This window comes from Pseudomonas sp. NPDC099000, from assembly GCF_044759925.1.
In the GTDB taxonomy this organism is placed as follows: Bacteria; Pseudomonadota; Gammaproteobacteria; order Pseudomonadales; family Pseudomonadaceae; genus Aquipseudomonas.
The window spans coordinates 1-25893 of sequence record NZ_JBIWAF010000018.1 but is presented as its reverse complement, the minus strand read 5'-3'; the positions used below and the strand labels follow the sequence as shown (position 1 = coordinate 25893).

23 protein-coding genes and 1 pseudogene are annotated in these 25893 nt (G+C 61.1%); 7 read left to right on the top strand and 17 right to left on the bottom strand.

Annotated elements, in window-relative coordinates:
- Positions 1–10: 10 nt before the first annotated feature.
- Positions 11–163: pseudogene (locus ACIQV9_RS19790) on the top strand (FAD-dependent oxidoreductase); the annotation flags it as partial.
- Here ACIQV9_RS19790 and ACIQV9_RS19785 read toward each other — a convergent pair.
- Positions 164–1474, bottom strand: a complete 1311-nt coding sequence (locus ACIQV9_RS19785; RefSeq protein ID WP_403104703.1) for a type VI secretion system Vgr family protein — start codon at positions 1472–1474, stop codon at positions 164–166.
- Between the two features lie 231 nt (positions 1475–1705).
- On the opposite strand from ACIQV9_RS19785, the gene ACIQV9_RS19780 reads away from it, so the two are divergent.
- The gene (locus ACIQV9_RS19780; RefSeq protein ID WP_223517210.1) at positions 1706–2413 is read left to right on the top strand and encodes a YebC/PmpR family DNA-binding transcriptional regulator; all 708 of its coding nucleotides are present in this window, start codon (positions 1706–1708) and stop codon (positions 2411–2413) included.
- A 134-nt stretch (positions 2414–2547) separates the two neighbouring features.
- Here ACIQV9_RS19780 and ACIQV9_RS19775 read toward each other — a convergent pair whose 3' ends face one another.
- From ACIQV9_RS19775 to ACIQV9_RS19740, 8 genes are all read right to left on the bottom strand, one after another.
- A complete protein-coding gene (locus ACIQV9_RS19775) occupies positions 2548–3864 on the bottom strand; it encodes a leucine-rich repeat-containing protein kinase family protein (RefSeq protein ID WP_403104701.1) in 1317 nt (438 codons plus the stop codon).
- 292 nt (positions 3865–4156) lie between these two features.
- Positions 4157–5203: an ABC transporter substrate-binding protein gene (locus tag ACIQV9_RS19770; protein WP_403104699.1), complete on the bottom strand. Its 1047-nt coding sequence runs from the start codon at positions 5201–5203 to the stop codon at positions 4157–4159.
- An 18-nt stretch (positions 5204–5221) separates the two neighbouring features.
- Positions 5222–6337 carry an NAD(P)/FAD-dependent oxidoreductase gene (locus ACIQV9_RS19765; protein ID WP_403104697.1) on the bottom strand — a complete coding sequence of 372 codons (1116 nt, stop codon included), beginning with the start codon at positions 6335–6337 and terminating at the stop codon, positions 5222–5224.
- On the bottom strand, positions 6334–7689 hold the full coding sequence (locus ACIQV9_RS19760; protein WP_403104695.1) for an FAD-dependent oxidoreductase: 1356 nt from the start codon (positions 7687–7689) through the stop codon (positions 6334–6336). Before ACIQV9_RS19760 ends, ACIQV9_RS19765 begins: the two co-directional genes overlap by 4 nt.
- A 280-nt stretch (positions 7690–7969) precedes the next feature.
- Positions 7970–8260, bottom strand: coding sequence for a (2Fe-2S)-binding protein (locus tag ACIQV9_RS19755; RefSeq protein ID WP_403104693.1), 291 nt, complete (start codon positions 8258–8260; stop codon positions 7970–7972).
- Between the two features lie 7 nt (positions 8261–8267).
- Complete coding sequence (locus ACIQV9_RS19750) at positions 8268–9062, bottom strand: ABC transporter permease (RefSeq protein WP_403104691.1); 795 nt, start codon at positions 9060–9062, stop codon at positions 8268–8270.
- A gap of 6 nt (positions 9063–9068) precedes the next feature.
- Positions 9069–9938: an ABC transporter permease gene (locus ACIQV9_RS19745; protein WP_403104689.1), complete on the bottom strand. Its 870-nt coding sequence runs from the start codon at positions 9936–9938 to the stop codon at positions 9069–9071.
- On the bottom strand, positions 9935–10954 hold the full coding sequence (locus ACIQV9_RS19740; RefSeq protein ID WP_403104687.1) for an ABC transporter ATP-binding protein: 1020 nt from the start codon (positions 10952–10954) through the stop codon (positions 9935–9937). Before ACIQV9_RS19740 ends, ACIQV9_RS19745 begins: the two co-directional genes overlap by 4 nt.
- Before the next feature lie 244 nt (positions 10955–11198).
- On the opposite strand from ACIQV9_RS19740, the gene ACIQV9_RS19735 reads away from it, so the two are divergent.
- Complete coding sequence (locus ACIQV9_RS19735; protein WP_403104685.1) at positions 11199–12035, top strand: IclR family transcriptional regulator; 837 nt, start codon at positions 11199–11201, stop codon at positions 12033–12035.
- A gap of 136 nt (positions 12036–12171) precedes the next feature.
- Here ACIQV9_RS19735 and ACIQV9_RS19730 read toward each other — a convergent pair whose 3' ends face one another.
- Together ACIQV9_RS19730 and ACIQV9_RS19725 are read right to left on the bottom strand one after the other, a co-directional pair.
- The gene (locus ACIQV9_RS19730; RefSeq protein ID WP_403104683.1) at positions 12172–12924 is read right to left on the bottom strand and encodes an anti-sigma factor family protein; all 753 of its coding nucleotides are present in this window, start codon (positions 12922–12924) and stop codon (positions 12172–12174) included.
- Entirely contained in the window at positions 12921–13427 is a 507-nt protein-coding gene (locus ACIQV9_RS19725; protein WP_403104681.1) for an RNA polymerase sigma factor, read from the bottom strand. Before ACIQV9_RS19725 ends, ACIQV9_RS19730 begins: the two co-directional genes overlap by 4 nt.
- A 317-nt stretch (positions 13428–13744) precedes the next feature.
- Here ACIQV9_RS19725 and ACIQV9_RS19720 point away from each other — a divergent pair, with 317 nt between their 5' ends.
- Both ACIQV9_RS19720 and ACIQV9_RS19715 read left to right on the top strand, forming a co-directional pair.
- The gene (locus ACIQV9_RS19720) at positions 13745–14836 is read left to right on the top strand and encodes a catalase family peroxidase (protein WP_403104679.1); all 1092 of its coding nucleotides are present in this window, start codon (positions 13745–13747) and stop codon (positions 14834–14836) included.
- A complete protein-coding gene (locus ACIQV9_RS19715; protein WP_403104677.1) occupies positions 14833–15378 on the top strand; it encodes a cytochrome b in 546 nt (181 codons plus the stop codon). Before ACIQV9_RS19720 ends, ACIQV9_RS19715 begins: the two co-directional genes overlap by 4 nt.
- A 43-nt stretch (positions 15379–15421) precedes the next feature.
- On the opposite strand, the gene ACIQV9_RS19710 is transcribed toward ACIQV9_RS19715, so the two are convergent.
- The gene (locus tag ACIQV9_RS19710) at positions 15422–16573 is read right to left on the bottom strand and encodes a M14-type cytosolic carboxypeptidase (RefSeq protein ID WP_403104675.1); all 1152 of its coding nucleotides are present in this window, start codon (positions 16571–16573) and stop codon (positions 15422–15424) included.
- Between the two features lie 484 nt (positions 16574–17057).
- The gene (locus ACIQV9_RS19705) at positions 17058–17396 is read right to left on the bottom strand and encodes a DUF6124 family protein (protein ID WP_403104883.1); all 339 of its coding nucleotides are present in this window, start codon (positions 17394–17396) and stop codon (positions 17058–17060) included.
- A 130-nt stretch (positions 17397–17526) separates the two neighbouring features.
- On the opposite strand from ACIQV9_RS19705, the gene ACIQV9_RS19700 reads away from it, so the two are divergent.
- A complete protein-coding gene (locus ACIQV9_RS19700) occupies positions 17527–18174 on the top strand; it encodes a LexA family protein (protein ID WP_403104673.1) in 648 nt (215 codons plus the stop codon).
- Between the two features lie 39 nt (positions 18175–18213).
- Here ACIQV9_RS19700 and ACIQV9_RS19695 read toward each other — a convergent pair whose 3' ends face one another.
- The 4 genes from ACIQV9_RS19695 to ACIQV9_RS19680 all read right to left on the bottom strand — a co-directional run bounded on the left by ACIQV9_RS19695 (position 18214) and on the right by ACIQV9_RS19680 (position 23893).
- The gene (locus ACIQV9_RS19695) at positions 18214–20169 is read right to left on the bottom strand and encodes an acetyl/propionyl/methylcrotonyl-CoA carboxylase subunit alpha (protein WP_403104671.1); all 1956 of its coding nucleotides are present in this window, start codon (positions 20167–20169) and stop codon (positions 18214–18216) included.
- Positions 20169–20984, bottom strand: coding sequence for a gamma-carboxygeranoyl-CoA hydratase (locus tag ACIQV9_RS19690; protein ID WP_403104669.1), 816 nt, complete (start codon positions 20982–20984; stop codon positions 20169–20171). Before ACIQV9_RS19690 ends, ACIQV9_RS19695 begins: the two co-directional genes overlap by 1 nt.
- Before the next feature lie 125 nt (positions 20985–21109).
- Positions 21110–22717 carry a carboxyl transferase domain-containing protein gene (locus ACIQV9_RS19685; RefSeq protein WP_219097080.1) on the bottom strand — a complete coding sequence of 536 codons (1608 nt, stop codon included), beginning with the start codon at positions 22715–22717 and terminating at the stop codon, positions 21110–21112.
- A 12-nt stretch (positions 22718–22729) separates the two neighbouring features.
- Complete coding sequence (locus tag ACIQV9_RS19680) at positions 22730–23893, bottom strand: isovaleryl-CoA dehydrogenase (RefSeq protein ID WP_403104666.1); 1164 nt, start codon at positions 23891–23893, stop codon at positions 22730–22732.
- A 204-nt stretch (positions 23894–24097) separates the two neighbouring features.
- Here ACIQV9_RS19680 and ACIQV9_RS19675 point away from each other — a divergent pair, with 204 nt between their 5' ends.
- Complete coding sequence (locus tag ACIQV9_RS19675; RefSeq protein WP_403104664.1) at positions 24098–25792, top strand: AMP-binding protein; 1695 nt, start codon at positions 24098–24100, stop codon at positions 25790–25792.
- Positions 25793–25893: the final 101 nt, after the last annotated feature.

Below are 25893 nucleotides of genomic sequence, written 5' to 3'. Positions count from 1 at the left end.
CCCAGCGGTACCGCCAGAGCCGATTCGTTACCTCGGCTCGCTGATGGTGCGTAACGCCATCCGCCGCAAGGAGCGCGCCGAGGATCACGGGCGCCGGCCGCGGCATCTGGATGTGCGTCTGGCCAGGTTCGCGGCGGCGGCAGGCAAGGCTGACAAGGGCTGATCAATCCTGACGGTTGACCAGCCAGTCGAGCAGAAGTCGGCCATCGCTGCGTGGCTGTCGAGCGAGTCGAGGCGCTGGCGGGTTGCTCGCCGCAACACACAACACCGGGCGATCCGGGTCGCTGTCGAGAAAACTGATCAGCACTTCGGTGCCGGCGAGCGGCAGCCTGGACGGATCGATCCGACCGTCCGGCGCAGCGAGGGCCACAGGTAGCCAGAGGCCGGTGGATTCCTCGTCGTCGGCTTGCGCGGTGGGCCACAACCGAACCTCAATCCGCCCCTGTGCATCCAGCACCGCCGGTTGCCCGGCAGGGCCGAGTACTCGCGCCGGTTGATAGCCCGGAATGCTCGGTCTGGCCTCAGTCAGCGCGGGGCGGAACACCGTTGACCACGGAATGGCTGTGAATTGGTTGCTGTAACGCCGGGTCATGTTGAATGTGTCCTCGGCGAGAATCGACGGCTGGTGGCCCTGATGCCGGATCTCGGTCAGCAGCCACTGATCGTTGAAGTTCGCGATGGGGTGTTCCGACACTTGCACGATGCATCCGCTGCGCAAATCACTGTGATTGCTTTGCCCCTGTATCTGCCGATGCCGGCAGCGCAGCCGCTCCAGTGATCGACGACTTGATTGCTCACACTGGAGCCGTTGCGGCGCGGGCGAGGCGTGGCGCTGGAACAATTCAGTGATCACCGGGACGTTGGCGGGATCGGCCGTCTCGCCATGAAAAGGCATCAGCAGCGGTTCCTGGGGAAAGCTCAGGGTGTCGTCCGCCAGCACCAGCACATGGCCGTCGCGCTGATGTTCGAAGTGATAGTGAATGCCTTCTTCTTCGCAGAGCCGTTGCAGGAACGCCAGGTCGCTCTCATCAAACTGAATGCAGAACGGTCGCACCGGATAGCGCCCGTTCGGCAGTTCAAAACGGTAGCTGTCTTCGGCGATCGCGTTTTCGGCGAGCAACTGGCGCAGGATGGCGGGCACGCCGAGTTGATGAAAGACCCGACGGCAAGGGTGCCGGTCCAGTTGTTGCAGCCAGGGCACCAATACCACGTGGTAACCGACTCGGTGCGGGCCACGATACTCGCGACTGGCGCTGTGCAAGATGCCGTGAATACCGGTGTCATCCCCCAGGCTCAGGAATGCCGGTTGCTGCAGCAACCGTTCAAGGTTCATGGCTGGTGCCAGGCCGATCACTTCAATCTCGAAACGATAGGGCTGGTTGAGACGTTCACGGCCACTGAACTGCAACACCTGCAGACTCAATCCACTGTCCAGGAGGGTCAGGGTGTAGGGACTTTCCTTGTCGTTGTGCATCGAACGCGCTTCTGCCATGGAATATGGGCGCAGAGGGTACGAAACCACGGCCCCTTATAGTCACCGCAAATCGACTTTTCAGAATCGCCCTACAAGCGCCGGTGAAGATGTCGATTCGTCATGCCGGTGGGCCGGGTGGAATTTTTGGTCGATTGCCAACTTTAGGCCGTATAAACTTGCGCAAAGCGTCGGCCAATAGATGTCTCGGCGCCACAGATAAGAGAGTGAGTAATGGGCGCACAGTGGAAGGTTAAACACAAAGAAGCGGCATCTAACGCCAAGGGCAAGATCTTCGGCAAACTGGTGAAAGAAATCACCATTGCTGCGCGTAACGGTGCCGATACTGCCACCAACGCACACCTGCGCCTGGTGGTCGAGCAGGCCAAGAAAGCCTCGATGCCCAAGGAAACCCTGGATCGCGCGATCAAGAAAGGCGCGGGCCTGTTGGGCGAAACCGTGCAATACCATCGCGTGACCTATGAAGGCTTCGCCCCGCATCAGGTGCCGCTGATCGTTGAATGCGTGACCGACAACATCAACCGCACCGTCGCGGAAATCCGCGTGGCCTTCCGTAAGGGCCAGTTGGGCGCTTCCGGTTCGGTGTCGTGGGACTTCAACCATGTGGGCATGATCGAAGCGTCCCCGGACAGCCCGGACGCCGATCCGGAAATGGCCGCGATTGAAGCCGGAGCCCAGGATTTCGAACCCGGTGAAGAAGAGGGCACCACCCTGTTCCTGACCGAGCCAGCGGACCTGGACGCCGTTCAGAAGGCGCTGCCTGAGCAAGGTTTTACCGTGTTGGCGGCCAAGTTGGGTTATCAGCCGAAAAACCCGGTGAGCGGTTTGAGCGACGAGCAGATGGCTGAAGTCGAGGCGTTCCTGGAAGGCCTCGATAACCATGATGATGTGCAGGATATGTTTGTTGGTTTGGCGGGTTAAGCCTTCGAACTTGTGATGACTTGTGGCGAGGGGGCTTGCCCCCGTTCGGTTGCGTAGCAGCCGTCGCTTTTGGGGTCGCTTCGCAACCCAACGGGGGCAAGCCCCCTCGCCACAGGTTTGTATTTGCCTTTAGCTCAGTGGGAGGCAGCTAACTCCAGTCCTATCTCTCTGAACCCCGGCCGCGCCAGCACCTGCGGCTGACAGCAACGCTGTTGCAATGCCTCCAGCTGCACACGCCTCTCATCACTCAACCCCGAATCGATCCGCTCCAGCAATTCCCCCAGCAAAACCCCGAACGCCCGCACTTCGATCCGCTGCAGCGCACGGCTCTCAAGGCTGTTGGATGTCTCATGGAAAGACGCCGCGCCAAAGTCCCCCAGCAGACAATCCCCGTGCTCGTTGCACAAAATATTGTGGCCATAGAGATCGCCGTGGGTGATGCCTTGGCGGTGCAAATGCTCGGCCACCGAGGCGATGCCGCGGGCCATGCGCAACGCCACGTCAGCACTGAAACGGGTGTCATCGGCGTACACGTCACGGGTACAGGACGCCAGGCTCGGCAGCCCGGCGAGATTGCGATAACTCGGATCGATCAATTGCATCACCAGCCCGGCCTGCTGTTCGGGATGCCCGACGATGCGGCCTTCGACCCGGATCAGATTGGGGTGAATACCGGCGGTGATGCAGGCGTTCATCTCGTGCAGCGGTGAACCATCGCTGGTCATTTCACCTTTGTAGAGTTTCACCGCGATCTGCGTGGCCGGTTGACCCGGTCGTTCCCACGCCGCGCGATGAATCACTCCCGAAGCACCTTCGCCCAGTTGTTGCTCCAGGCGCAGCTCGGACCACGCAATACTCGCCGTGGCATCGAGGGCCGCTGCATCGGCTTCTGTTTCCAGCGGGTTACCGGCATACGCCAGCCAGGTCAGGCTTGGCAGGGTCAGCAGCCACTCGGGCAGTTCGGTCAGTTGATTGGCAGCGATGCGGATCAGCTCGAGTCGATGGCATTGACTCAGGCTTTCGGGCAGGCGCTGCAAGCGATTGCCGGCAAGCATGAGTTTTTGCAGGTGTGGGCGCTGACCCAACTCGGCGGGCAGTTCACGCAGTCGGTTATCGGTAAGGATCAACCAACGCAGCAATGGCGGCAGCGCGGCGGCGGGCACCGTTTCGATGGCATTGGCCTTGAAACCGATCATTGTCAGCGCGGCGCATCGGCCGAGGCACGCGGGCAGTTCGGTGAACAGGTTGTCCGAGCAAAACAGCACGCGCAAACGAGTCAGTCGATGCAGGTCATCCGGCAGGCGGCTCAAGGCGTTGCCGCTGAGGTTGAGCACTTCCAGCGAGTCCGCCAGGTCGAAGATTTCTCGCGGAAATTCAGTCAGGCCGCAGGCCAGATCCAGGCGGGTGATGCCTGTCAGTTGACCGGCGCGCAGTTGGGCGAGGGTATCCATGGACGGGTTCGCTATTGATCGAGGGGAGGGCGCGGGGCCCTGGAAATGGGCGACATGATAGCGGGAAAGGTGCGCCGCCTGTGAGGCCGCCTTCACGAGCACGCGCGCTCCCACATTAGTTGACCGAGTTGTCTGGGCGGAGTCGATCTGATGTGAGAGCGCAGTCGTAAAATCAGAAATTGCGGCGTGCCAGGCAATCCGCATTTCTGGATTCACGACTGCTTCGTAGCCGAACTGGGATAACCCCCCTCGCCACAAGGCAACTACAGAGAGTGTGTCATTGCGGCGATATCTAGCGCTCGATACTGCGATTCCACCGTGCATTCCACGCCGGGCGCTGTTCGTTGACCTGATCCCAATCAATGGCAATCGCGGTGGTCAGGTACTGCTTCATCGCCTCGACCTGGCCGCGCGTCTTGTCGGTGGTCGGCGTATTCGGGTTGGACGGGATCTGGTCGCCATCCTCAAGCGCGGCGGCCTGGGCTTCAGGCGTCAGCAAAAACGCTGCGAGTTTCTGCGCCAGTTCCGGTTGAGTGTTGTTGGCGATGGCGCACTCGGCCACGTTGAGCACCACGGAGCCTTCCTTCGGCTGCGCATATTCCACTGGCATGCCTTTGAGTTTCAGTGCGGTGACTTGAGTCGGGGTCAGCGGGAACAGTGCGGCTTCGTCGGTCTGGAGCATTTCGGAAATCTTCGCCGAGCTCGGAATGTATTCCAGCACGTTGCGCCCGACGGTGTTCGGCCAGGCCTTGAAGCCCGGCTCGACGTCGGTTTCGCTGCCGCCCTGAATCCGGTTGAACATCAGGAAACCGTGCAGGCCGAAGGTCGACGAGGCCATCGACTGGAACACCAGTTTGTCCTTGAAACGCGGGTCGGCCATGTCCATCCATGAGGTCGGCGCGGCCCAGCCTTTCTCCTTGAACAGGCGTGTGTTGTACGCCAGCCCGGTCACACCAAGGCTGACCGCCACCGCTTGATCCTTGATGCGACCCTTGGCCGGAATCTGCGCCAGCGGCGCGCTGTCTTCGAGTTTGTCGCACAGCCCCATGGCGATGGCGCGGTACATGATGCCGTCGTCGAGGAACATCACGTGCATCTGCGGGTTGCCTTTGCTGGCCTGGACCTTGGCCAGGATATCGGCGGAAGTCCCCGGCACGATCACCACTTTGACGTTGTTGGCTTTCTCGAACACCGGCAGCACCTTGTCGGCGTAGAGCCGCTCCATGGTCCCGCCGTTCATGCCCAAATAAAGCGTCGGTTCGGCCTGGGCCTGGGCGGTGGAGAACAGGGCTCCCAGGCAGGAAAAACCAAGCAGTGCAGTGCGTTTGACGTTATTCATTGGCGCGACCTTCCTCTATCAAGCAACGGAGATGGAGTGAAACCGGGTGATGGAAAACGCATCCAGTGGCGTCTTTGAGGCGCCGCTGCAGATGATCTCGGTGAGCGCCTGGCCCACCGCCGGGCCGATCTGGAAACCCGCGCCGGCAAAGCCGAAGGCGTGCAACAGACCAAGTTGAGTGCTGCTATGACCGATCACCGGTTGGCGGTCGGGCAGGTAACCTTCGGTGCCGCTCCAGGTGCGAATCGCCTGGGCGCCTTCAAGAAACGGGTAGAGTTCGACGGCCTGGCGCAGGATCTCGATTACGGCGTGTTGGCCGGGGCGGGCGCGGGCGTCATCGAGGGCAAAACCCTGGCCGCCACCGAGCACGCAATTGCCGCGCGCCACCTGACGCGCATAGATGCCGCCACCCTCGACGCCGGTGCTGGCATTCATCACCAATGGCAACGGCTCGGTGACCAGCATCGCCGGGTGGCCGGCGTGCATCGGTACCGCTTCGCCAAACTGTGCGGCCAGGTGTCCGGCCCAGGCCCCCGCGCAGTTCAGCAGCCAGGGCGCGTGCAACTCGAGGCCGGTTTGCGTGCTGACGCGAAAGCGCTGACCGTCGTGTTCCACCGCCGTCACTGCGCACTGTTCATGGACCTGCGCGCCGTGCCGGCGGGCCGTTTGAGCGAAGGCGGGGGACACCAGCCGCGGGTTGGCGTGGCCGTCATCCGGGCAAAACGATGCGCCCACTGCGACGTCGCCGACCCACGGAAAACGCGCGCGCAACTCGTGGCGATCGAGTATCTGCAAATCGAGTCCGAAGCCCTGGCTGCTGACGGCATAGTGCTGCAAGGCGTGCAGGTCGTTGAGGCTGCGGGCCAGTTTCAAATGACCGCTGCGTTGATATTCGCCGTCGATGCCGATCAGTTGCGGCAACTGTGCCCAGAGCTCGTGAGCCCGTTGCGACAGCGGTAATTGCGACAGTGGACGCCCCTGACGCCGCACACCGCCGTAGTTCACGCCGCTGGAATGCGAGCCGCAAAAATCGCGCTCCAGCAGTGCAACACGCCGGCCGGCCTTGCTCAGAAAAAGTGCCGCCGAGGCCCCGACAATGCCGCCGCCAATGATCACCGCATCGACTTCGATCATGGCTCGATCTCCAGGCCAAACGGCAGTGGCTTGATCGGCGCCTGCGCCCGCAAGCGACCGATGTCCGATACCGGGCGCCGGCTTTCGCAGGCGATGATTTCCGCCGCTGCGGCGCCGCACATGCGCCCCTGACAGCGCCCCATGCCAATGCGGCAATGCGCCTTGACCCGATTGATTTCCCAGTGACCTTCGCGCACTACCTGGCGAATGTCGCCGGCCAGCACTTCTTCGCAGCGGCAGACCATCACGTCATCGGCGGTTTCGCTGGCCCAGTGCTCGGGAAAGGCGAAGGCGCGCTCCAGTCCGTTGCGGAATTCGCCGATGCGTTGCAGGGAGCGTTCAAGGTTGTCGGGACGTTGTGGCGCAATCAGGTTGCCAGTGTCTTGGAGCAACGCCAGCGCCGCCCGTTCGCCGGCCATTTCGGCGGCGTCGGCGCCCATGATGCCGGCGCCATCACCGGCCAGATAAACCTCGGCGACACTGCTGCGACCGGCGGGATCACGCTGCGGCAGCCAGGCGCGGTTGAGTGGGTTCCAGGCGAATTCACAGCCGAGCAAATCGGCGAGTTGGGTTTCACTGCGCAGGCCGTGGGCGAAGGCAACAGCGTCGCAATCGAGCAGATGTTCGCCTTTGGTGTTGGACCACTCCAGCGATTGCACGCGCTGTGCTCCGTTGACGCGTTTCAGGGTTGCGCCCTGATGCACCGGGATGCCGCGGGCGGTCAGCCAGCTGCGGTAGTAAATGCCTTTGGCCAAAGTGGACGGTTGCGACAGCAGGCCGGGGAGGGCGCGGGCCTGAGCGCTGAAGGGCGAACTGTCGAGCACCGCGACCACCTTCGCGCCGGCCTTGGCGTATTGGTACGCCACCAGGTACAACAACGGGCCGCTGCCGGCGAACACTACGCGCTCACCGATGGCGCAGCCCTGGAATTTGAGCGCGATCTGCGCCGCACCGAGGCTGTAGACACCCGGCAACGTCCAGCCCGACACCGGCAAGATCCGGTCAGTGGCCCCCGTGGCGACGATCACGCGGGAGAATTCCAGTCGTGCGGCACGGCCTTCATGCAAAGTGTCCAGCGCACCATCTTCGGCGTTCCAGACCAGCGTCTCGGGGCGGTAGTCGAGGTGTTCGCGCAATTCGTCGATGGTGTGATGCAACGCACTGGCCTTGCCCGCCTCGAAGCCATACAGCTTGACCGCCGAGCGCTTGAAGTTCTCAGGCTGACGCCGATAAATCTGCCCGCCACCGCGCGCCGCTTCGTCCAGCAACACCGGACGAACCCCATGCGCCACCAACGTCTGCGCCGCACGAATTCCCGCCGGGCCAGCGCCGATAATGACCACAGCCTTCATACCCACCCCGTCGGCAGTGCTTTTGTGGGAGCGAGCCTGCTCGCGATGACTGCGGCCCATTCAACATGGATGGTGACTGACAGACCGCTATCGCGAGCAGGCTCACTCCTACATTTGATGGGGGTTGTCCCCTGGCTTTGTGAGCGACGCCGATCCCTTGTAGGAGCGAGCCTGCTCGCGATGGCGGCGGCACATTCAACGGATGTGTTGGCAGGCAGACCGCTATCGCGAGCAGGCTCACTCCTACAGGGGATCTCGGTTCTGCGGGTAGAAAATGTGTTCATAGGGAGCGCCCCGGTTCGCGGCTTATTTGTTGGCCGGCTTCGAGCAGCGTCGAACAGGCCCGCACGCGGCGGCCGTCGCCCAGGCGGACCCAGCAGTCCTGACACGCGCCCATCAGGCAGAATCCAGCGCGGGGTTCGGCGCTGAAGTCGCTGCCGCGCAAGTGATTGCTGGAGGTCAACACCGCGGTCAGCAGCGTGTCGCCGAGCAGGCCGCTGGCCGGTTCTCCGTCCAGGGTAAAATCCAGGGCCGGGCGGTCGCCTTCGGTCAGTCGTTTCAGCAAAGCCATGGCGCCCTCATTGTTTACCCACCAGCACCCGATCCAGGCCATACACCCGATCGAGCAGAATCATGGTCAGCGCCGTCAGCCCGATCACCAGAGCCGACACCGCCGCCATCATCGGGTCGATGGATTCGGTGGCGTAGACGTACATGCGCACCGGCAGGGTTTGCGTGGCCGGCGAGGTGACGAAGATCGACAGCGTGACCTCGTCAAAACTGTTGATGAACGCCAGCAGCCAGCCCCCGGCGACCCCCGGCAGAATCATCGGCAAGGTGATTTCCCGGAACAGCGTGAAGCGCCCGGCACCCAACGATTGCGCGGCGTGTTCGGCGCTGCGATCCAGGCCGATGGCCGACGCCAGCACCAGTCGCAACACATACGGCGTGATCACCAGCACGTGGGCGAAGATCAGCCAGGCGAAGCTGCCGTTGACGCCCATCAGCGCAAACAAACGCAACAGCGCCACGCCCAGCACCAAGTGCGGAATGATGATCGGCGACAGAAACAGACCATTGAGAAAGTCCCGTCCGGGGAACTCGAAGCGCGTGATCGCCAGCGCCGCTGGCACCGCGATCAGTGTCGCCAGGCTGGCCGCGCAAAAGGCCAGGATCAGGCTGTTGTAGAACGCATCGACAAAGTCGGCACGCTCGAACACCGCGCGGAACCAGCGCAGGGAAAATTCTGTGGTCGGCAGGCTCAGGGTGTTTTCCGGGGTGAAGGCCACGAGGCACACCACCACCAGCGGCGCGAGCATGAACAGCACCACCAGGGCATGGAACAGCAGGGCGAAAGGACCGTTCTTGGACATGACGAGTTATCCCAATGACTTCTTGTAGCGGCCTTCGATCATCCGGTTCCACGACAGCATGATCAGCAGGTTGAGCAACAGCAGTGCGACCGCGATGGCCGCGCCCATCGGCCAGTTGAGCTCCGACAGGTATTGGTCGTAGATCAGCGTCGCGACCATCTTCAGGCGACGCCCGCCGAGCAGGCCCGGTATGGCGAAGGAACTGGCGGCCAGACCAAACACGATCAAGGTGCCCGAGAGCACGCCGGGCATGATCTGCGGCAACACCACCTGGCGCATCACGGTGAAGTGGCTGGCGCCCAGCGACATCGCTGCCTGCTCGGCGGCGGGGTCGAGTTTCTGCAGCGAGGTCCAGACCGGGATGATCATGAACGGCAGCATCACGTGGACCAGCGCAATCACTACCGCGAACGGCGTGTACAGCAACTTCATTGGCGAGCCACCGAAGGCTTGCAGGGTCTGGTTGACCAGCCCGTCGGCACCTAGCAGCAGGCTCCAGCCAAACGCGCGTACCACCACCGAAATCAGCAGCGGCGTGAGGATCAGAATCAGGAAAATCGAGCGCCAGGGTGCGCCCATGCGGCTGAGGATGTAGGCCTCGGGCACGCCGATCACCACGCAGAGCAGGGTGGTCAGGGCGCTGATCCACATCGTGCGCAGGAAGATTTCGTAGAAATACGGATCGCCCAGCAGGCTGCTGTAGTGGTCGAGGGTGAAGGCGTCGCCATTGATCCCCGAGCTGTAGTCGAAGACGTTGAACGACAGCACCAGGGTCAGCATCAGCGGGATGATCAGCAGCCCGAGGTAAAGCGCCAAGGCCGGTGCCGACAGCCAGTAACCCTGGCGCCCTTGGCGAATGGCGGCAAGCGTACTCATGCCGGCACCTCGTCGACACTCAGCACCCGCAGCAACGTCGCGTCCCAATCGAGCCCAATTGCCGTGCCTTCGGTCAGTGGTGCCGAGCCGTCGTTGCGGCGCACCACGCTGAGTTCGCCCAAGGTCGTCGACACGCCGTACAACCATTGGCTGCCAAGGAAGAAACGGCTGACGATCTTGCCTTGCAGGCGACCCTGGCCCTGGTCCCGCAGATCGATTTTTTCCGGACGCAGGCTCAGGGTCAGTTCGCCGCCACTTTGCACCTGGACCACGCCCGCGCCATCACGCTCGCCGGGCAGCAAATTGGCTTTGCCGACGAACCCGGAAATGAACTCGGTACGCGGGTGTTCATAGAGGGTGTAGGGCGCGTCGATCTGGGTGATGCGCCCGGCCTGCATCACCACCACGCGGTCGCTGATGGACAGCGCTTCGGACTGATCGTGGGTGACCATCAACGTGGTGATTCCGACTTCGCGCTGGATGCGGCGGATCTCGAACTGCATCTCTTCGCGCAGGTTGGCGTCGAGGTTGGACAGCGGCTCATCGAGCAGCAGCACCGGCGGCTCGATCACCAGGGCCCGGGCCAGTGCGACACGCTGGCGCTGGCCGCCGGACAACTCCCGTGGATAGCGCTCGGCGTGTTGATTCAGACGCACCAGTTTCAGCACCCGATCCACCCGTTGCTGCAACTCGGCACCAGGCACTTTGCGCATCCGCAGGCCGAAGGCGACGTTGTCTTTGACGGTCATGTGCGGGAACAGTGCGTAACTCTGGAACACCACCCCCAAGCCCCGACTGGCAGGTTTGGCGTGGGTGATGTCGCGGCCGTCCAGCAAGATGCGTCCGCTGCTGACTTCAACGAAGCCGGCGATCATTTGCAGGGTGGTGGTTTTGCCGCAGCCGGAGGGGCCGAGCAGGGACACGAATTCGCCTTTCTCGACCGAGAGGTCGGTGGCGACGACGGCGTCGATCTCGCCGTAACGTTTGCCGAGTCCTTCAAGTTGCACAAAAGCCATAACTGCGCTCCACCTGAGATTGTTATGCGTCGCCCGAAGGCGCGCTTTTTTGTATGGGCAGATACGAAAAGATGTTGCGGGGTGCGTTGGCGCTCGACTTCAGTCGGCTGCCGCTGTTGTTCGAATCGCCCCTGTCTGGACGCAGAGTAGGACGAAGAATAGGATGGGCTCAATGGCCTATTTCACTGAAGCGATGACTATTTTCAGTTTCATTCGGTGAGTAAATTTATTGTCGAGAAATCACATGCATGATTCCACTGAGCGGAATGAAAACAAAAATGAAGTCGGTGTCGGAGCAGTGTCCAGACTGTTTGCCGTGTTGCGCAGTCTGGGTGACACCGTCGAGGGCGGGGAGCGTGTGACCCAACTGGCGCAGCGTATCGGCCTGTCGCAACCGACCACGCACCGTTTGTTGCGCAGCCTGATGGACGAAGGCATGGTCGAACAGGACGCTCGCAGTAAACGCTATCGCTTGAGCCTGGATTTTTTTGCGTTGGCGGCGCGGGCCGGCAACACCGGGAATCTGCGCGAACTGGTGCGACCATCGTTGCTGCGACTGTCGGCTTCGTTGGGGGATTCGTTGTTTTTACTGGCGCGCAGCGGGTTTGATGCGATCTGCCTGGACCGCAGTGAAGGGCCGTTTCCGATCCGCACCTTTACCGGCGATATCGGTGGGCGGGTGGCGCTTGGCGTCGGCCAGGGCAGTCTGGCGATTCTGGCGTTTTTGCCGGAAGAGGAGCGCGATACGGTGATCCATTACAACTTGCCGCGGCTCAAGGATTTTCACCTGTACGACGAGGTGTTCCTGCGTTCGGAAGTCGAGAACGTGCGCACGCTGGGTTACGCCGGGCGCAACACCGGTGTGCTGCAAGGCATGGCCGGTGTCGCGGTGCCGATTCTGGACCGTGAAGGGCGAGCGGTGGCGGCGTTGAGCGTGGCCACGGTCAGTGATCGCCTTGGGCCGGATCGTTTGCCGACGGTGGTAGAGATGCTCAAGCGCGAAGCGGCGCTGATCGGGCCGCGGATCAATCCGTTTGATCCGCTGTTGCGCCGGCCTTCGCAAGTATTCGGGCAGGGCTGAGCACATTTTCCAAATAACCACCGACCCGCTGTAGGAGTGAGCCTGCTCGCGATAGCGGAGTGTCAGTCGACATTGATGGTGCCTGACACTCCGCCTTCGCGAGCAGGCTCACTCCTACAGGGGATCGGTGGTGTGGTCAGAACTGGGTGGTTTGCTTGAGCATCTGCGCCGCCGGCGTATTGCTCGGGCTGACCATCGCATAGTTGTAGCCGGCGCCGGACCAATACTCGGCCTGCAACTCGCCATCGCTGCGACTGCCCCGAGGCAGCAGGTTGTTTTTCGGTCCTGGTGGTCGCACGTAGAAGCTGATCTTGTGCCCGCCCTGGTCTTCGTAAACCACCATCGCCGCCGGCCCTTGCTCGGTGCTGAGCAAGCGGCCGCTGATCGGTTTGAAGCCTGAGTCCGACAGGTCCGGCAGGCGATTGGCGTGAGAGAAATAACGGTCGAGCCAGCCCTGCATGTCGCCGTCGTCGCTGACCTTGTAGTCGGCCGGCAGGATGCCTTGCTGGGCGATCAATCGGTAAGCCTGCATCGCATCGGTCATCGGCGGTGGCGGGCTGGCCAGCGTCATTTCCCGCGCCTGCCAGCCGCTCAATCCGCCGACGCTGACCGCAATCAAGAGCACAGCAGCGCTGGCCAGATGACGGCGGGACTGGCGTTTGATCCGCTGGCGAATCAGCGCCGGGTCTAGGCCCGGGTTGGCTGTGTAGTGCAACGCACCGCTCATGGCCGCGCGCAGTTGTTGGGCGTCCTGCTGCCAGTCGCGTACTTGCGCGGCGGCTTCAGGATTGCTGGTCAGGTAAGTCTCGACCAGGCGTCGGTCGGCGTCGTTGAGTTGATGATCGACGTAGGCGTGCAGGTCGCGTTCGCTCGGGGGCATGCTGATCATTTGAGTATCCGCAGAGAAGGGCTGGTGATTTCGCCGTCGCTGAGTTGGCGCAGGGCCTGACGGGCGCGGGACAGGCGGGACATCACGGTGCCGGTCGGGACGTCGAGAATCTCGGCGACCTCTTTATAACTCAAACCTTCCACTGACACCCAGAGCAGCAACGCGCGCTGTTCAGTGGTGAGCTGGTCGAAGGCTTGCAGGGTGGATTGGGCAATCACGGTGCGTTCTACCGACGGCGCGGCATCGTCACGGCCGGTAAAGAATTCGAGCATCCGCGCATAACGCCGGGTGCGCCGATGAGCGTCGAGAAACTGTCGATAAAGAATCGAAAACAGCCAGGCGCGCAAGTCGCCCTCGGCGCGTTTGTCGCCCCAACTCGACAGCGCGCGCTCCAGGCTCGATTGCACCAGATCGTCCGCGCTGCTGGGATTGCGTGTCAACGACACGGCAAACCGGCGCAACCTGGGAATGATTTCTCTGAGTTGTTCGTCGATATCGTTCATGAAGTTCTGACTAGTCACTACGCTTGGGGTGGGTATCCGGTCTCACGAATACGTTTCCTTTGTGGCGGCGTCTGTTGTCGCCATACTGCGTTGCCGCTCCTCGCCATAGCGAGCTATGACTCGTCGCGGCGCCTTGTCTGGCAACAACAGCCACTCGCCAAAAAGGAACGTATTCGTGAGACCGGACACCAGGAAGACGCCCGGCACTTGAGGTTATTCCACGCCTGAAAAAATAAATACCGGGCGATGGAATAAAGCGTCGTGGGGTACGTCTGCTTGTTTCTTCTCACTTGTGGCCGATGGCCCTGGAGTCATTCATGGTAGATCGCTCATCACCGCCCACCCGGCCACCTTTGAGTGCTGCGAGCCTGGTATTTCGCCTGGCCGGCATTGCTGTGGTCGTCGCTGTTTTGGCCGGGGCTTTTGCCTACGTCAACGGCACGTTCGATCCACAACGCCTGACGCCGAAAAAGCTGATCAATGTGCTGGAAACCAACAACGGTGTGCACCCGGGGTTTCGCCGTAACCACGCTAAGGGCGTGTGCGTGATCGGGCATTTCGAGAGCAGTGGCGAGGCGCGCAGCTATTCCAGCGCCCAGGTCTTCAGCGAGCCGCAGACTCCGGTGGTCGGGCGTTTCGCGTTGCCCGCCGGCAATCCCTATGCGCCTGACAGCGCCGTGCCAATCCGCAGCATGGCGTTGCGTTTCACTCAGGCTAACGGCCAGCAATGGCGCACCGGGATGAACAGCATGCCGGTGTTCCCGGTGGGCACGCCTGAAGCGTTCTATCAACTACAGCAGGCGCAATCGCCGGATCCGGCCACCGGCAAACCCAATCCTGCGGCGGTTCCGGCGTTCTTTGGTGCTCACCCGGAAGCCGCGCCATTCCTGGCCTGGATCAAGACGGCCAAGCCTTCGGCCAGTTATGCGACGGAGACGTACAACAGCGTCAACGCGTTTTACCTGGTGAACGCGACCGGTCAGCGCCAAGCGGTGCGTTGGAGCATGACACCGATAGCGAAAGATGCCGCGGGTGCTACGGCGCCTGAAGGGGCTGACTTCCTGGAAAAAGACCTGGTTCAGCGTTTGTCCGCCGGACCGCTGCGTTGGCAGTTGAACATCACCCTGGCGAACGGCGGTGATCCGGTCAACGACGCCAGCAAGGCCTGGCCTGACGGGCGCAAAGTGGTGAACGCCGGCACCTTGGTGCTGGAACGCACGCAACCGCAACTCAATGGCGAGTGCCGTGACATCAACTACGACCCGCTCGTATTGCCGGCCGGTATCGAAGGCTCCGACGACCCATTACTCGCCGCGCGCTCGGCGGGTTACGCCAGTTCCTATCTGCGTCGCACCAGTGAAGTCAATCAGTTGCCTGCCGCCAACGCTAAACAGGAGGCTCATCAATGAGTGCTCAACCGAATCATTTCGCGCCGTTGGCGCGGCTGCTGCATTGGCTGATGGCGCTGATGATCATTGCGATGCTGTTTATCGGCGCGGGCATGGTGGCCTCGGTGTCCGAGCGGCATGAGTGGCTGATCCATCTGCACAAACCGTTGGGCATTGCGATTTTGCTGCTGGTGATTGTGCGTCTGGTGGTGCGTTTCTCCACTCAGCAACCACCGTTACCCGCGGACTTACCCGGTTGGCAGGTGTTAGCGGCGAAGGCTTCGCATGTTTTGTTGTACGTGTTGATGCTGGTTTTGCCGTTGCTGGGCTGGGCGATGATCTCGGCGGCGGGGGATCCGGTGATGCTCAGCAATTCGTTCCAGTTGCCGTCAATCCTGCCCGCCAATGCGCAGATGTTTGCGTTTTTGCGCAAGGCTCATGGGTATCTGGCGTATCTGCTGTTTCTGACCGTGTTGTTGCATCTGGCGGCGGCGTTGTTTCACGGTTGGGTACGGCGTGATGAGGTGCTGGACAGCATGTTGCGAGGGAAGGATCGCGGCTGAAGGAAATCATGGCTGCATGCCGGGCATGCAGCCATCGAGGTGCTCAGCGCAGGGTATCGACCATGTCGGCAACGGTCGTCAGCACGTCCTTGCCCAACTGCTTGGAGCGCTTGCCCGACCAACCGGTCAAGGCATTCGGCGCGTCATTGTTGTCCTTGAACGGCATCTCCAGGGTCAGTGACAGGCAGTCGAATTTCTGACCGACACTGTTACAGGCCAGCGTCATGTTGGCTTTGCCCGGTTCGTCGAGGGTGTAGCCGTGCTTGGTCTGGAAGTCCTTGGTCAGGTGTTTCAGATGATCGCGGAAGTGGGTCTCGAGTTTTTCGATCCGCGGCGTATAACCCGGGTTGCCTTCGCAACCAGCGGTGAACACGTAGGGGATTTCTTCATCGCCATGGATGTCGAGGAACAAGTCGACGCCATGCTTTTCCATTTGCTGCTGAACGAACAGCACTTCCGGGCTGATGTCCTGGCTGGCGCTCTGCCAGGCGCGATTCAGGTCCTGGCCCATGGCATTGGTGCGCAGGTGACCGTGGAAGGCGCCGTCCGGGTTCATGTTCGGCACCAGGTACAGGTCGGCGCTGGCCAGCAGTTTGTTCAATACAGGGTCGTCGTGCTTTTCCAGGCGTTCGATCACGCCTTCCATGAACCACTCGGCCATGTGTTCGCCGGGGTGTTGCTGGGCAATCATCCAGACTTTGCGCTGACCTTCGGCGCCGGTGCCTTTGCGCAATAACTGGATGTCACGACCTTCCACGCTTTTGCCGGTGGCGAGCAGTTCGGTACCAGCCTTGGTCTGCGCCTGTTCGATCAACCAATCGTGTCGGCCACGGCTGTAGGGTTCGAAGTAGGCAAACCAGGCGTGGGTGGCCGTGGCTTCGAGGCTGAAGCGCAGGCAGTCGCCTTCGAAGATGGTCGGCACGCGGAACCAGTTGACGTGGTCGTAGGAGGCCACCGCCTGATAACCGTCCCAAGCCTTGTTATACGAAGACTTGCTGGCATTGTTCAGACGAAACCAGTGCTCCTGTCCGACGTGCAGACCGCTGGCCTTGAAATGGAACCACTGGAAATGCTGGCTGCGGGTGTCGGGTTTGATGGCCAGCAGGGCTTGAAGTGGATTGCTGATGTCCAGCACTTCAATGTTGCCGCTGTCGAAATTTGCGCTGATGTCGAAAGAGGATTTAGCCACGGTCATAGTCGATTCCTGAATATGATTTTTATGGCTGCTACTTTACACGCTGGGAGGGGAAAAACTGGCGGAAATTACGGGGTAAAAAGGGGGGCGTCTTCCTTGACGCAGACGCAGCTTAGAGACTGTGTGATTGATTCTCAAGTGCTATTTTTCACTAGTTTGGGCCAATGCTGCCGGGCTTCTCTTGCCAATGGATATTCTATTGATATCATCCCCTCCAATCGAATTCGCAACACCTTAAGACTTCATTAGCCTGAAGCCAAAGCCAGAATAACTGGCAAAAAAAAGACCCGGCAAAAAGCCGGGTCAAAAACCGTGATTAGCCTGATGAGGAGATAGTCCAGGAGACCGACCTAAGGTCTCTTGGTCCATCGACTGATCTCGCGACCAGCTGCACGCAATAATAATCATTCTCGTTTGCAAGTCAAATGATTTTATCTGCGCGATTGGAAAATTCCTTCCCGTCTTCCTCAAACGTGCGTCCGACTCAAACGCGCTGCCCCTGTAAAGAGCGATCAATCATCGCCTTGGCCATGTCGATCATATGCACCGTCGAAAATGCCAGGTCCCGACTTGCGCCGTGCAGGTTGTTGGCCGACTCGTAAGCGGTCGCTGCGGCACAGCGCAACAGATCCGACGCATGCACCAGCGCCTCTTCACCGCTGACGGTAGGGTTCACATCAAAAAATCGCTCCTCGACCACCGCTTCTGACACAGTTGGTTTCAAGTAATAGTCCAGGGCTTTTTGCGCGGCGGCGTTGCCTTTGGGCGAGGTGAGGGTGGTGTCCATTTGCATATCCGACAGGTCATTGCTGGTTAACGTCATGGCGATGGCAAGCTCCGTGATAGATTCAGATCCGTGAATCAATCCTAGTACGAACTGTATTTGTGACGAGAATTTAAATACTACAATTTGTGTTTTGTTGCTCGGAGGTCCGCCACGTATCGTGCCGCCCATGGATAAATGGATTGAGTTGGTCAAAGCCAAGATGAGTGAACTCAAAGTCACTCAGGAAGTACTCGCCGATCGCCTCGGGATGTCCCAGGGCGGCGTGGGTCACTGGCTGAATAAACGCCGTCAGCCGAGCATCGAAGACATGAATCGTGTCTTGCGCGCGCTCGGGATGGATTTTCTGGAAGTGGCGATGGTCATTCGGGAGCCCTTGGTGTTGCAGGACGACGAGATGTCCCTGACGCAAAAGTACAACCCGTACTTCCGTTACCCGGTCAGTGACTGGCGCGAGCCTGCGCAGGTGCGTGACGGTGAGCTAACGGTCTACGGCAAGCCGCGTTTCGAGCTGACCGATTACCACGCTCAGGGCGCGGCCTTCTGGCTCGAGGTTGTGGGCGACGCGATGACCGCGCCCAGCGGAATCAGCATTGCCGAAGGCATGATGATCCTGGTGGACCCGGCCATTGTGCCGGAACCCGGAAAGCTGGTGATCGCGCAATGGGCGGACAGCGTTGAAGCGATCTTTCGCAAGTTGATCGAAGAGGGCGGGCAGCGTTACCTGGTCCCGCTCAATCCGACGTATCCGAAAGCCCTTTTTACCGAGGAATGTCGAATCCTCGGCGTGGTGGTTCAGGCAACGGCCAAATTCTAATCAGATCGGTCCTCGCAATGCGTAGGACCGATCTTCATTTCACGCTTCTTCCAGCTCGACCAACGCACTGCCTTCGCTGACCATCTCGCCTTCCTGGCAATACAGCGCCTTGATCACCCCGGCATGGGGCGCGCGAATGCTGTGCTCCATCTTCATCGCTTCCAGCACCACCAATTGCGCGCCGGCTTCAACCGTTTGCCCAGCCTCGACCAATACCCGCACGATGCTGCCGTTCATGGGGGCGGTGAGCCCACCTTGATGGCTGTGACTGGCTTCGACGGCGCTGATCGGGTCGTAGGCCTCGATGCGGCGCAATTCACCTTCCCATTGCAGATACACGACCTCGCCCCGACGGATTGCCCGGTGCTGGCGGCGCACGCCGTTGTGCTCGGTCAGCAGCTGCTCGCCCTTGAGCTGTGCGGTGTGGGCATCATCGTTACCCAAAGTCAGCGCCCGGTCCTGTCCTTCGCAACTGAGGTGAAGGGTGATTTCTCTTGGCAGTCCAGCTCGGAAACCATTGCCCACAGCCCAAGGCGAGCTCAGGTCATCAGCGCGCGGAGAACCCGGCTGGCTCTGGGCAAACGCCTGGGCGGCGGCTTGCCAGAAATCATCACTCAGGTCCGCAGGTTCTGGCAGTAATTGCTCCTGGTAACGTGGGATAAACCCGGTATCCAGTTCCGCCGCAGCGAATGCCGGGTGAGCGATGATCCGACGCAGGAAGTTGATGTTGGTCTTGAGCCCGCCGATCGCAAACTCATCCAGCATGCTCAACAACCGCAGCCGCGCTTGTTCACGGTCCTCGCCCCAGGCGATCAACTTGCCGAGCATCGGGTCGTAGAACGGCGAGATCTCATCGCCTTCTTCCACACCGCTGTCGACCCGACGTCCCGGACCTTCGGCCGATTCGCGATACAACGCCAGGCGCCCGGTGGCCGGCAGGAAATCATGGCTCGGGTCTTCGGCGTACAGCCGCACTTCAATCGCATGGCCGATCAACGGAACCTGCTCTTGAGTCATCGGCAACGCTTCACCGCGCGCCACACGAATCTGCCACGCCACCAGATCGAGGCCGGTGATCGCTTCGGTGACCGGGTGTTCGACCTGCAGACGCGTGTTCATCTCCATGAAGAAAAACTCGCCGCGCGAATCCAGCAAAAACTCCACGGTGCCGGCGCCGACATAGCCGATGGCCTGCGCCGAACGCACGGCGGCTTCGCCCATGGCGCGGCGCAGTTCCGGGCTCAAACCGGGGGCGGGCGCTTCTTCGACGACTTTCTGATGGCGACGCTGAATCGAGCAGTCACGTTCATTGAGGTACAGGCAATTACCGTGCTGATCGGCGAACACCTGGATTTCCACATGACGCGGCTTGAGCAGGTATTTCTCCACCAGCATCCGCGAATCGCCAAACGAGGATTTCGCTTCACGTTGCGCCGACGCCAGGGCTTCGGCCAACTGGCTGACGTCCTCAACCACCTTCATGCCTTTGCCACCACCGCCCGCCGTGGCCTTGAGCAACACTGGATAACCGATGCGTTCGCAGGCGTCGCGGAAGGTGTCTACGTCCTGAGCTTCGCCGTGATAGCCGGGCACCAGGGGCACGCCGGCGGTTTCCATCAAGGCTTTGGCGGCGGACTTGCTGCCCATCGCGTCAATGGCCGAGGCGGGCGGGCCGAGGAAGATCAGGCCGGCGTCTTCAATGGCACGGGCGAACCCGGCGTTCTCGGACAAAAAGCCATAGCCGGGGTGAATTGCCTGAGCGCCACTGGCCTTGGCCGCAGCGATCAATTTATCGATTTGCAGATAGCTGTCAGCCGCTTTGCTGCCGCCGAGGTCTACGCGGATATCCGCTTCGCGGCTATGCCGGGCTTCACGGTCAGTGGCGCTGTGCACGGCCACGGTGGTCAGGCCCAGGGCCTTGGCGGTGCGCATCACCCGGCAGGCGATTTCGCCACGGTTGGCCACCAGCAGGGTGGTGAGAACAGGTGCGCTCATCAACGCGGCTCCTTGGTGGTGGTCGGTGCTTGCCAGCTCGGCGGACGCTTTTGCAGAAAGGCGCGCAGGCCCTCCTGGCCTTCGGGGCTGACGCGGATGCGGGCGATAGCGTTTTCGGTGTAACGGCGCAGCGCCGGGGTCAGCGCGCCGTTGCCGACTTCACGCAGCAAGTCCTTGCTGACGCGCATAGCGGCCGGGCTGTTGAGCAGCAGGTTGTCGATCCACTTTTCCACGTTCTGTTCCAGTTCAGCGACCGGATAACTCTCCGACAACAGGCCGATTTCCCGCGCCCGTTGCCCGCCGAAACGTTCGGCCGTCAGGGCATAACGGCGTGCCGCGCGTTCGCCGATGGCTTGCACCACGAACGGGCTGATCACCGCCGGCGCCAGGCCGATGCGCACTTCCGACAGGCAGAACTGCGCATCATCGGCGCCAATCGCCATGTCGCAGCAACTGATCAGACCCAGCGCGCCGCCATAGGCCGCGCCTTGCACCACGGCCAGGGTCGGGACTTTCAGCTTGGCGAGGTTGTACATCAATTCCGCCAGTTCCCGGGCGTCGTCGAGGTTGGTGTGGTAATCGAGCTCGGCCGATTGCTGCATCCATGCCAGGTCGGCACCGGCGCTGAAATGCTTGCCGCGCCCGCGCACCAGCAGAAACCGCAGGCTGGCATCGGTCGACACCTTGTCCAGCGCGAGGATCAGTTCGCGGATCATCTCGGCGTTGAAGGCGTTGTTCTTTTCTTCACGGCTGAGCCACAGGGTCGCGAAACCTCGTGGGTCGGTCAGCAGTTCGAGGGTGTTGAAGTCGCTCATATTGGTCCGTCTCCACAGCTCTATTCTGTAGGAGCGAGGCTTGCCCGCGAAGGCGGTTTGTCAGTCACATCGATGCTGGATGTGCCGATGCCTTCGCGGGCAAGCCTCGCTCCTACAGGGTCGGATCACATCCGGAACACGCCGAAGCGGCTCGGTTCGATAGGCGCGTTCAGCGACGCGGACAAGGCCAGGGCCAGCACGTCGCGGGTCTGCGCCGGGTCGATGACACCGTCGTCCCACAGCCGTGCGCTGGAGTAATAAGGGTGGCCCTGTTCTTCGTATTGATCGAGGATCGGCTGCTTGATCTCGGCTTCCTGTTCGGCGCTGAAACCCTGGCCACTGCGCTCGGCTTGCTCGCGTTTCACCTGCACCAATACGCCTGCCGCTTGCTCGGCGCCCATCACGCCGATGCGTGCGTTCGGCCACATCCACAGGAAGCGCGGATCGTAGGCGCGCCCGCACATGCCGTAGTTACCGGCGCCAAAACTGCCGCCAATGATCACGGTGAATTTCGGCACCTTGGCACACGCCACGGCAGTCACCAGTTTCGCGCCGTGCTTGGCGATGCCGCCGGCCTCGTATTTCTGGCCGACCATGAAGCCGGTGATGTTTTGCAGGAACAGCAACGGAATGCCGCGCTGGCAAGCCAGTTCGATAAAGTGCGCGCCTTTCTGCGCGGCTTCGGCGAAGAGTATGCCGTTGTTGGCGAGGATCGCAATCGGGTAACCGTGCAGATGCGCGAAGCCGCACACCAGCGTGGTCCCGAACAGAGCCTTGAATTCGTCGAACACCGAACCGTCGACCAGCCGCGAGATCACTTCGCGCACATCGAACGGTTGCTTGGCGTCGGCCGAGACCACGCCGTACAACTCATCGCTGGCGTAGAGCGGGGCGATCGGCGTGCGTTGTTGCAGTTCGCCGAGCTTGCGCCAATTGAGGTTGGCGACGCTGCGCCGCGCAATGGCCAGCGCGTGTTCATCGCTCTCGGCGTAGTGGTCGGCGACACCGGAAATCTTGCAGTGCACATCGGCCCCGCCGAGGTCTTCAGCGCTGACCACTTCACCCGTCGCCGCTTTTACCAGCGGCGGGCCGGCGAGGAAAATGGTGGCCTGCTGGCGCACCATGATCGCTTCGTCAGCCATCGCTGGCACATAAGCGCCACCGGCGGTGCAGGAACCCATGACCACCGCGATTTGCGGAATGCCCATGGCGCTCATGTTGGCCTGGTTGAAGAAGATCCGTCCGAAGTGCTCGCGGTCTGGAAACACTTCATCCTGACGCGGCAGGTTGGCGCCACCGGAGTCCACCAGATAGATGCACGGCAAGCGATTCTGCTGGGCGATGGTCTGGGCGCGCAGGTGTTTTTTCACGGTCAGCGGGTAATACGAGCCACCTTTTACCGTGGCGTCGTTGGCGACGATCATGCACTCGACGCCTTCGACACGGCCGATCCCGGCAATTACGCCCGCCGCCGGAACGTCTTCGCCGTAGACCGCGTAGGCCGCCAGTTGGCTGATCTCGAGAAACGGTGAACCCGGATCGAGCAGGCGATTGATCCGCTCACGAGGCAACAATTTGCCCCGCGAGGTGTGGCGTTCTTGCGCCTTCGGGCCGCCACCTTGCTGCACTTGGGCGAGCAAGGTGTGCAGGGCGTCGACCTGTTTGAGCATCGCCGCGCTGTTGGCCGCGAACTCCGCCGAACGGGGGTTGAGCTGGGTATGCAGGATAGCCATGGACAGCTCCGTTTAGCGGGTTTCGTTGAACAGTTCGCGACCGATCAGCATGCGACGGATCTCACTGGTGCCGGCGCCGATTTCGTACAGCTTGGCGTCACGCAACAGACGACCGGCGGGGAATTCGTTGATGTAGCCATTGCCACCGAGAATCTGGATCGCGTCGAGGGCCATTTGCGTGGCGCGTTCGGCGCTGTAGAGGATCACGCCGGCGGCGTCCTTGCGCGTGGTTTCGCCACGCTCGCAGGCCTGGGCCACGGCATACAGATAAGCGCGGCTGGCGTTGAGTTGGGTGTACATGTCAGCGACCTTGCCCTGGATCAGCTGGAACTCGCCGATGCTTTGGCCGAACTGCTTGCGGTCGTGGATGTAGGGAACGATCAGGTCCATGCAAGCCTGCATGATCCCGGTCGGGCCGCCGGACAGCACGACGCGTTCGTAGTCGAGGCCGCTCATCAGCACTTTCACGCCGCCGTTGAGCACGCCGAGGATGTTTTCTTCTGGCACTTCGACGTCATCGAAGAACAGCTCGCAGGTGTTGGAGCCGCGCATGCCGAGCTTGTCGAATTTATTGCTGCGGCTGAAGCCTTTCGAATCACGTTCGACGATGAACGCAGTAATGCCGTGCGGGCCTTTTTCCAGGTCGGTCTTGGCGTAGATCACGTAGGTGTTGGCGTCGGGGCCGTTAGTGATCCAGGTTTTACTGCCGTTCAGCACATAGTGATCGCCACGTTTGTCGGCGCGAAGCTTCATCGAGACCACGTCGGAACCGGCATTCGGTTCGCTCATGGCCAGGGCGCCGATGTGTTCGCCGCTGATCAGCTTGGGCAGGTACTTGGTTTTCTGTTCGTGATTGCCGTTGCGGTTGATCTGGTTGACGCAGAGGTTGGAATGCGCGCCGTAGGACAGGGCGACCGACGCCGAGCCGCGGCTGATTTCTTCCATGATCACTACATGCGCCAGATAACCCAGGCCAGCACCGCCGTATTCTTGCGGCACGGTAACGCCGAGCAGGCCCATGTCGCCGAATTTGCGCCACAGGTCGGCCGGGAACAGGTTGTCGATGTCGATCTGAGCGGCGCGCGGGGCGATCTCTTTGGCGACGAAGGACTGAACCTGATCGCGCAGCATGTCGATGGTTTCACCGAGGGCAAAGTTCAGGGATGGGTAGCTCATGGGTCACCTTTTGGCTTTTTTGTAGGGTGGGGAGGGCAGTGTTTCGGCTCTCACCTTTACGTTAACGTAAGCCTGTGATGAATGGCTGTCAATCACCCTTTACGTTAACGTCAACTTGAGCGACAGTAGGGCCAGTTCATAGAAGGCGAGCCAACCCTGTGGGGGCCGCCGTAACACCCACTAATAAAGACAATAGGGGTCGTCATGGATCAACCCAGTGCAAGCCCGCAGCGCAGCTACACCCGTGGTTCCCAGGACAAAGCCTTGTTGGCGATGACCATCGGTCAGGCATTCGACAACACGGTCGCGCAATACCCGGCCGGGGAGGCGCTGGTCGTGTGCCATCAGCAGTTGCGCTACACCTGGCAGCAACTGGCCGACGCCGTCGACCTGCACGCCAGAGCCCTGTTGGCGCTCGGCTTGCAGGCCGGTGACCGCCTCGGGATCTGGGCCCCAAACTGCGCGCAGTGGTGCATCAGCCAGTTCGCCAGTGCGAAAATCGGGGTGATCCTGGTCAACATCAACCCGGCCTACCGCAGCTCCGAACTCGAATATGTATTGAAGCAATCCGGCTGCCAATGGCTTGTCTGCGCCGGTGCGTTCAAGACCTCCGACTACCACGGGATGCTGCAAGGCCTGGTGCCGGAGCTGGCGGAGCAATCCATCGGAAAGCTGCAGAGCGAACGTCTGCCAGACCTGCGCGGCGTCATTAGTCTGGATGCACAACCCCCGTCGGGCTTCCTGCCGTGGTCGCAACTGGGCGATCTCGCCGCCAGCGTGTCCGTCGAACAATTGCGTGAACGCCAGGACAGCCTGCATTTCGATCAGGCGGTGAACATCCAGTACACCTCCGGCACCACTGGCTTCCCGAAGGGCGCGACCCTCAGTCACTACAACATACTCAACAACGGTTACATGGTCGGCGAAAGCCTCGGACTGACGGCCAATGATCGCCTGGTGATCCCGGTGCCGTTGTATCACTGCTTCGGCATGGTCATGGGCAACCTCGGCTGCATCACCCACGGCAGCACCATGATCTACCCCAACGATGCGTTCGATCCGCTCCTGACCCTGACCACCGTTGCGGAAGAAAAGGCCACCGCACTCTACGGCGTGCCGACCATGTTCATCGCCATGCTCGATCAACCCAAACGCGCCGAGTTCGATCTGTCGAGCCTGCGCACCGGGATCATGGCCGGGGCGACCTGTCCGATCGAGGTCATGCGCCGGGTCATCAGCGAGATGCACATGAGCGAAGTGCAGATTGCCTACGGCATGACGGAAACCAGCCCCGTGTCATTGCAGACCGGTCCGTCAGACGAACTTGAATTGCGCGTGACCACCGTTGGCCGGACTCAGCCGCAACTGGAAAGCAAGATCATCGACGAGGCCGGCAACCTGGTGCCGCGCGGCACCATTGGCGAACTCTGCACCCGCGGTTACAGCGTGATGCTCGGTTACTGGAACAACTCGCAAGGCACCGCAGAAGCCATCGATCAGGCAGGCTGGATGCGCACCGGCGACTTGGCGAGCATGAACGACGAGGGTTACGTGTGCATTGCCGGACGCAACAAGGACATGATCATCCGCGGCGGTGAGAACATTTACCCGCGTGAGCTGGAAGAGTTCTTCTTTACCCATCCAGCGGTAGCGGACGTGCAAGTCATCGGGATCCCGTGTTCGCGCTATGGCGAAGAGATTGTCGCCTGGATCAAATTCCACCCGGGCCACAGCGCCACCGAGCAGGAGCTGCAAGCGTGGTGCAAGGAGCGCATCGCGCATTTCAAGACGCCGCGTTACTTCAAGTTCGTGGAAGAGTTTCCGATGACTGTGACCGGGAAGATCCAGAAATTCCGGATGCGCGAGATCAGTATTGAGGAGTTCAAAGCGATACCGTAGGAGCGAGGCTTGATCTGGCCTAATGAATTTGGACACATCAATAGGGCGCTATGATGGCGCCCAAATCTGAGGTGTGCATGATGATGCGAAAATCCTATTCC

Excerpts from the sequence above, each read along its gene's own strand:
- ACIQV9_RS19785 (WP_403104703.1), bottom strand. The coding sequence starts at position 1,474 with ATGCACAACGACAAGGAAAGTCCCTACACCCTGACCCTCCTGGACAGT.
- ACIQV9_RS19780 (WP_223517210.1), top strand. The coding sequence starts at position 1,706 with ATGGGCGCACAGTGGAAGGTTAAACACAAAGAAGCGGCATCTAACGCC.
- ACIQV9_RS19775 (WP_403104701.1), bottom strand. The coding sequence starts at position 3,864 with ATGGATACCCTCGCCCAACTGCGCGCCGGTCAACTGACAGGCATCACC.
- ACIQV9_RS19770 (WP_403104699.1), bottom strand. The coding sequence starts at position 5,203 with ATGAATAACGTCAAACGCACTGCACTGCTTGGTTTTTCCTGCCTGGGA.
- ACIQV9_RS19765 (WP_403104697.1), bottom strand. The coding sequence starts at position 6,337 with ATGATCGAAGTCGATGCGGTGATCATTGGCGGCGGCATTGTCGGGGCC.
- ACIQV9_RS19760 (WP_403104695.1), bottom strand. The coding sequence starts at position 7,689 with ATGAAGGCTGTGGTCATTATCGGCGCTGGCCCGGCGGGAATTCGTGCG.
- ACIQV9_RS19755 (WP_403104693.1), bottom strand. The coding sequence starts at position 8,260 with ATGGCTTTGCTGAAACGACTGACCGAAGGCGACCGCCCGGCCCTGGAT.
- ACIQV9_RS19750 (WP_403104691.1), bottom strand. The coding sequence starts at position 9,062 with ATGTCCAAGAACGGTCCTTTCGCCCTGCTGTTCCATGCCCTGGTGGTG.
- ACIQV9_RS19745 (WP_403104689.1), bottom strand. The coding sequence starts at position 9,938 with ATGAGTACGCTTGCCGCCATTCGCCAAGGGCGCCAGGGTTACTGGCTG.
- ACIQV9_RS19740 (WP_403104687.1), bottom strand. The coding sequence starts at position 10,954 with ATGGCTTTTGTGCAACTTGAAGGACTCGGCAAACGTTACGGCGAGATC.
- ACIQV9_RS19735 (WP_403104685.1), top strand. The coding sequence starts at position 11,199 with ATGCATGATTCCACTGAGCGGAATGAAAACAAAAATGAAGTCGGTGTC.
- ACIQV9_RS19730 (WP_403104683.1), bottom strand. The coding sequence starts at position 12,924 with ATGATCAGCATGCCCCCGAGCGAACGCGACCTGCACGCCTACGTCGAT.
- ACIQV9_RS19725 (WP_403104681.1), bottom strand. The coding sequence starts at position 13,427 with ATGAACGATATCGACGAACAACTCAGAGAAATCATTCCCAGGTTGCGC.
- ACIQV9_RS19720 (WP_403104679.1), top strand. The coding sequence starts at position 13,745 with ATGGTAGATCGCTCATCACCGCCCACCCGGCCACCTTTGAGTGCTGCG.
- ACIQV9_RS19715 (WP_403104677.1), top strand. The coding sequence starts at position 14,833 with ATGAGTGCTCAACCGAATCATTTCGCGCCGTTGGCGCGGCTGCTGCAT.
- ACIQV9_RS19710 (WP_403104675.1), bottom strand. The coding sequence starts at position 16,573 with ATGACCGTGGCTAAATCCTCTTTCGACATCAGCGCAAATTTCGACAGC.
- ACIQV9_RS19705 (WP_403104883.1), bottom strand. The coding sequence starts at position 17,396 with ATGACGTTAACCAGCAATGACCTGTCGGATATGCAAATGGACACCACC.
- ACIQV9_RS19700 (WP_403104673.1), top strand. The coding sequence starts at position 17,527 with ATGGATAAATGGATTGAGTTGGTCAAAGCCAAGATGAGTGAACTCAAA.
- ACIQV9_RS19695 (WP_403104671.1), bottom strand. The coding sequence starts at position 20,169 with ATGAGCGCACCTGTTCTCACCACCCTGCTGGTGGCCAACCGTGGCGAA.
- ACIQV9_RS19690 (WP_403104669.1), bottom strand. The coding sequence starts at position 20,984 with ATGAGCGACTTCAACACCCTCGAACTGCTGACCGACCCACGAGGTTTC.
- ACIQV9_RS19685 (WP_219097080.1), bottom strand. The coding sequence starts at position 22,717 with ATGGCTATCCTGCATACCCAGCTCAACCCCCGTTCGGCGGAGTTCGCG.
- ACIQV9_RS19680 (WP_403104666.1), bottom strand. The coding sequence starts at position 23,893 with ATGAGCTACCCATCCCTGAACTTTGCCCTCGGTGAAACCATCGACATG.
- ACIQV9_RS19675 (WP_403104664.1), top strand. The coding sequence starts at position 24,098 with ATGGATCAACCCAGTGCAAGCCCGCAGCGCAGCTACACCCGTGGTTCC.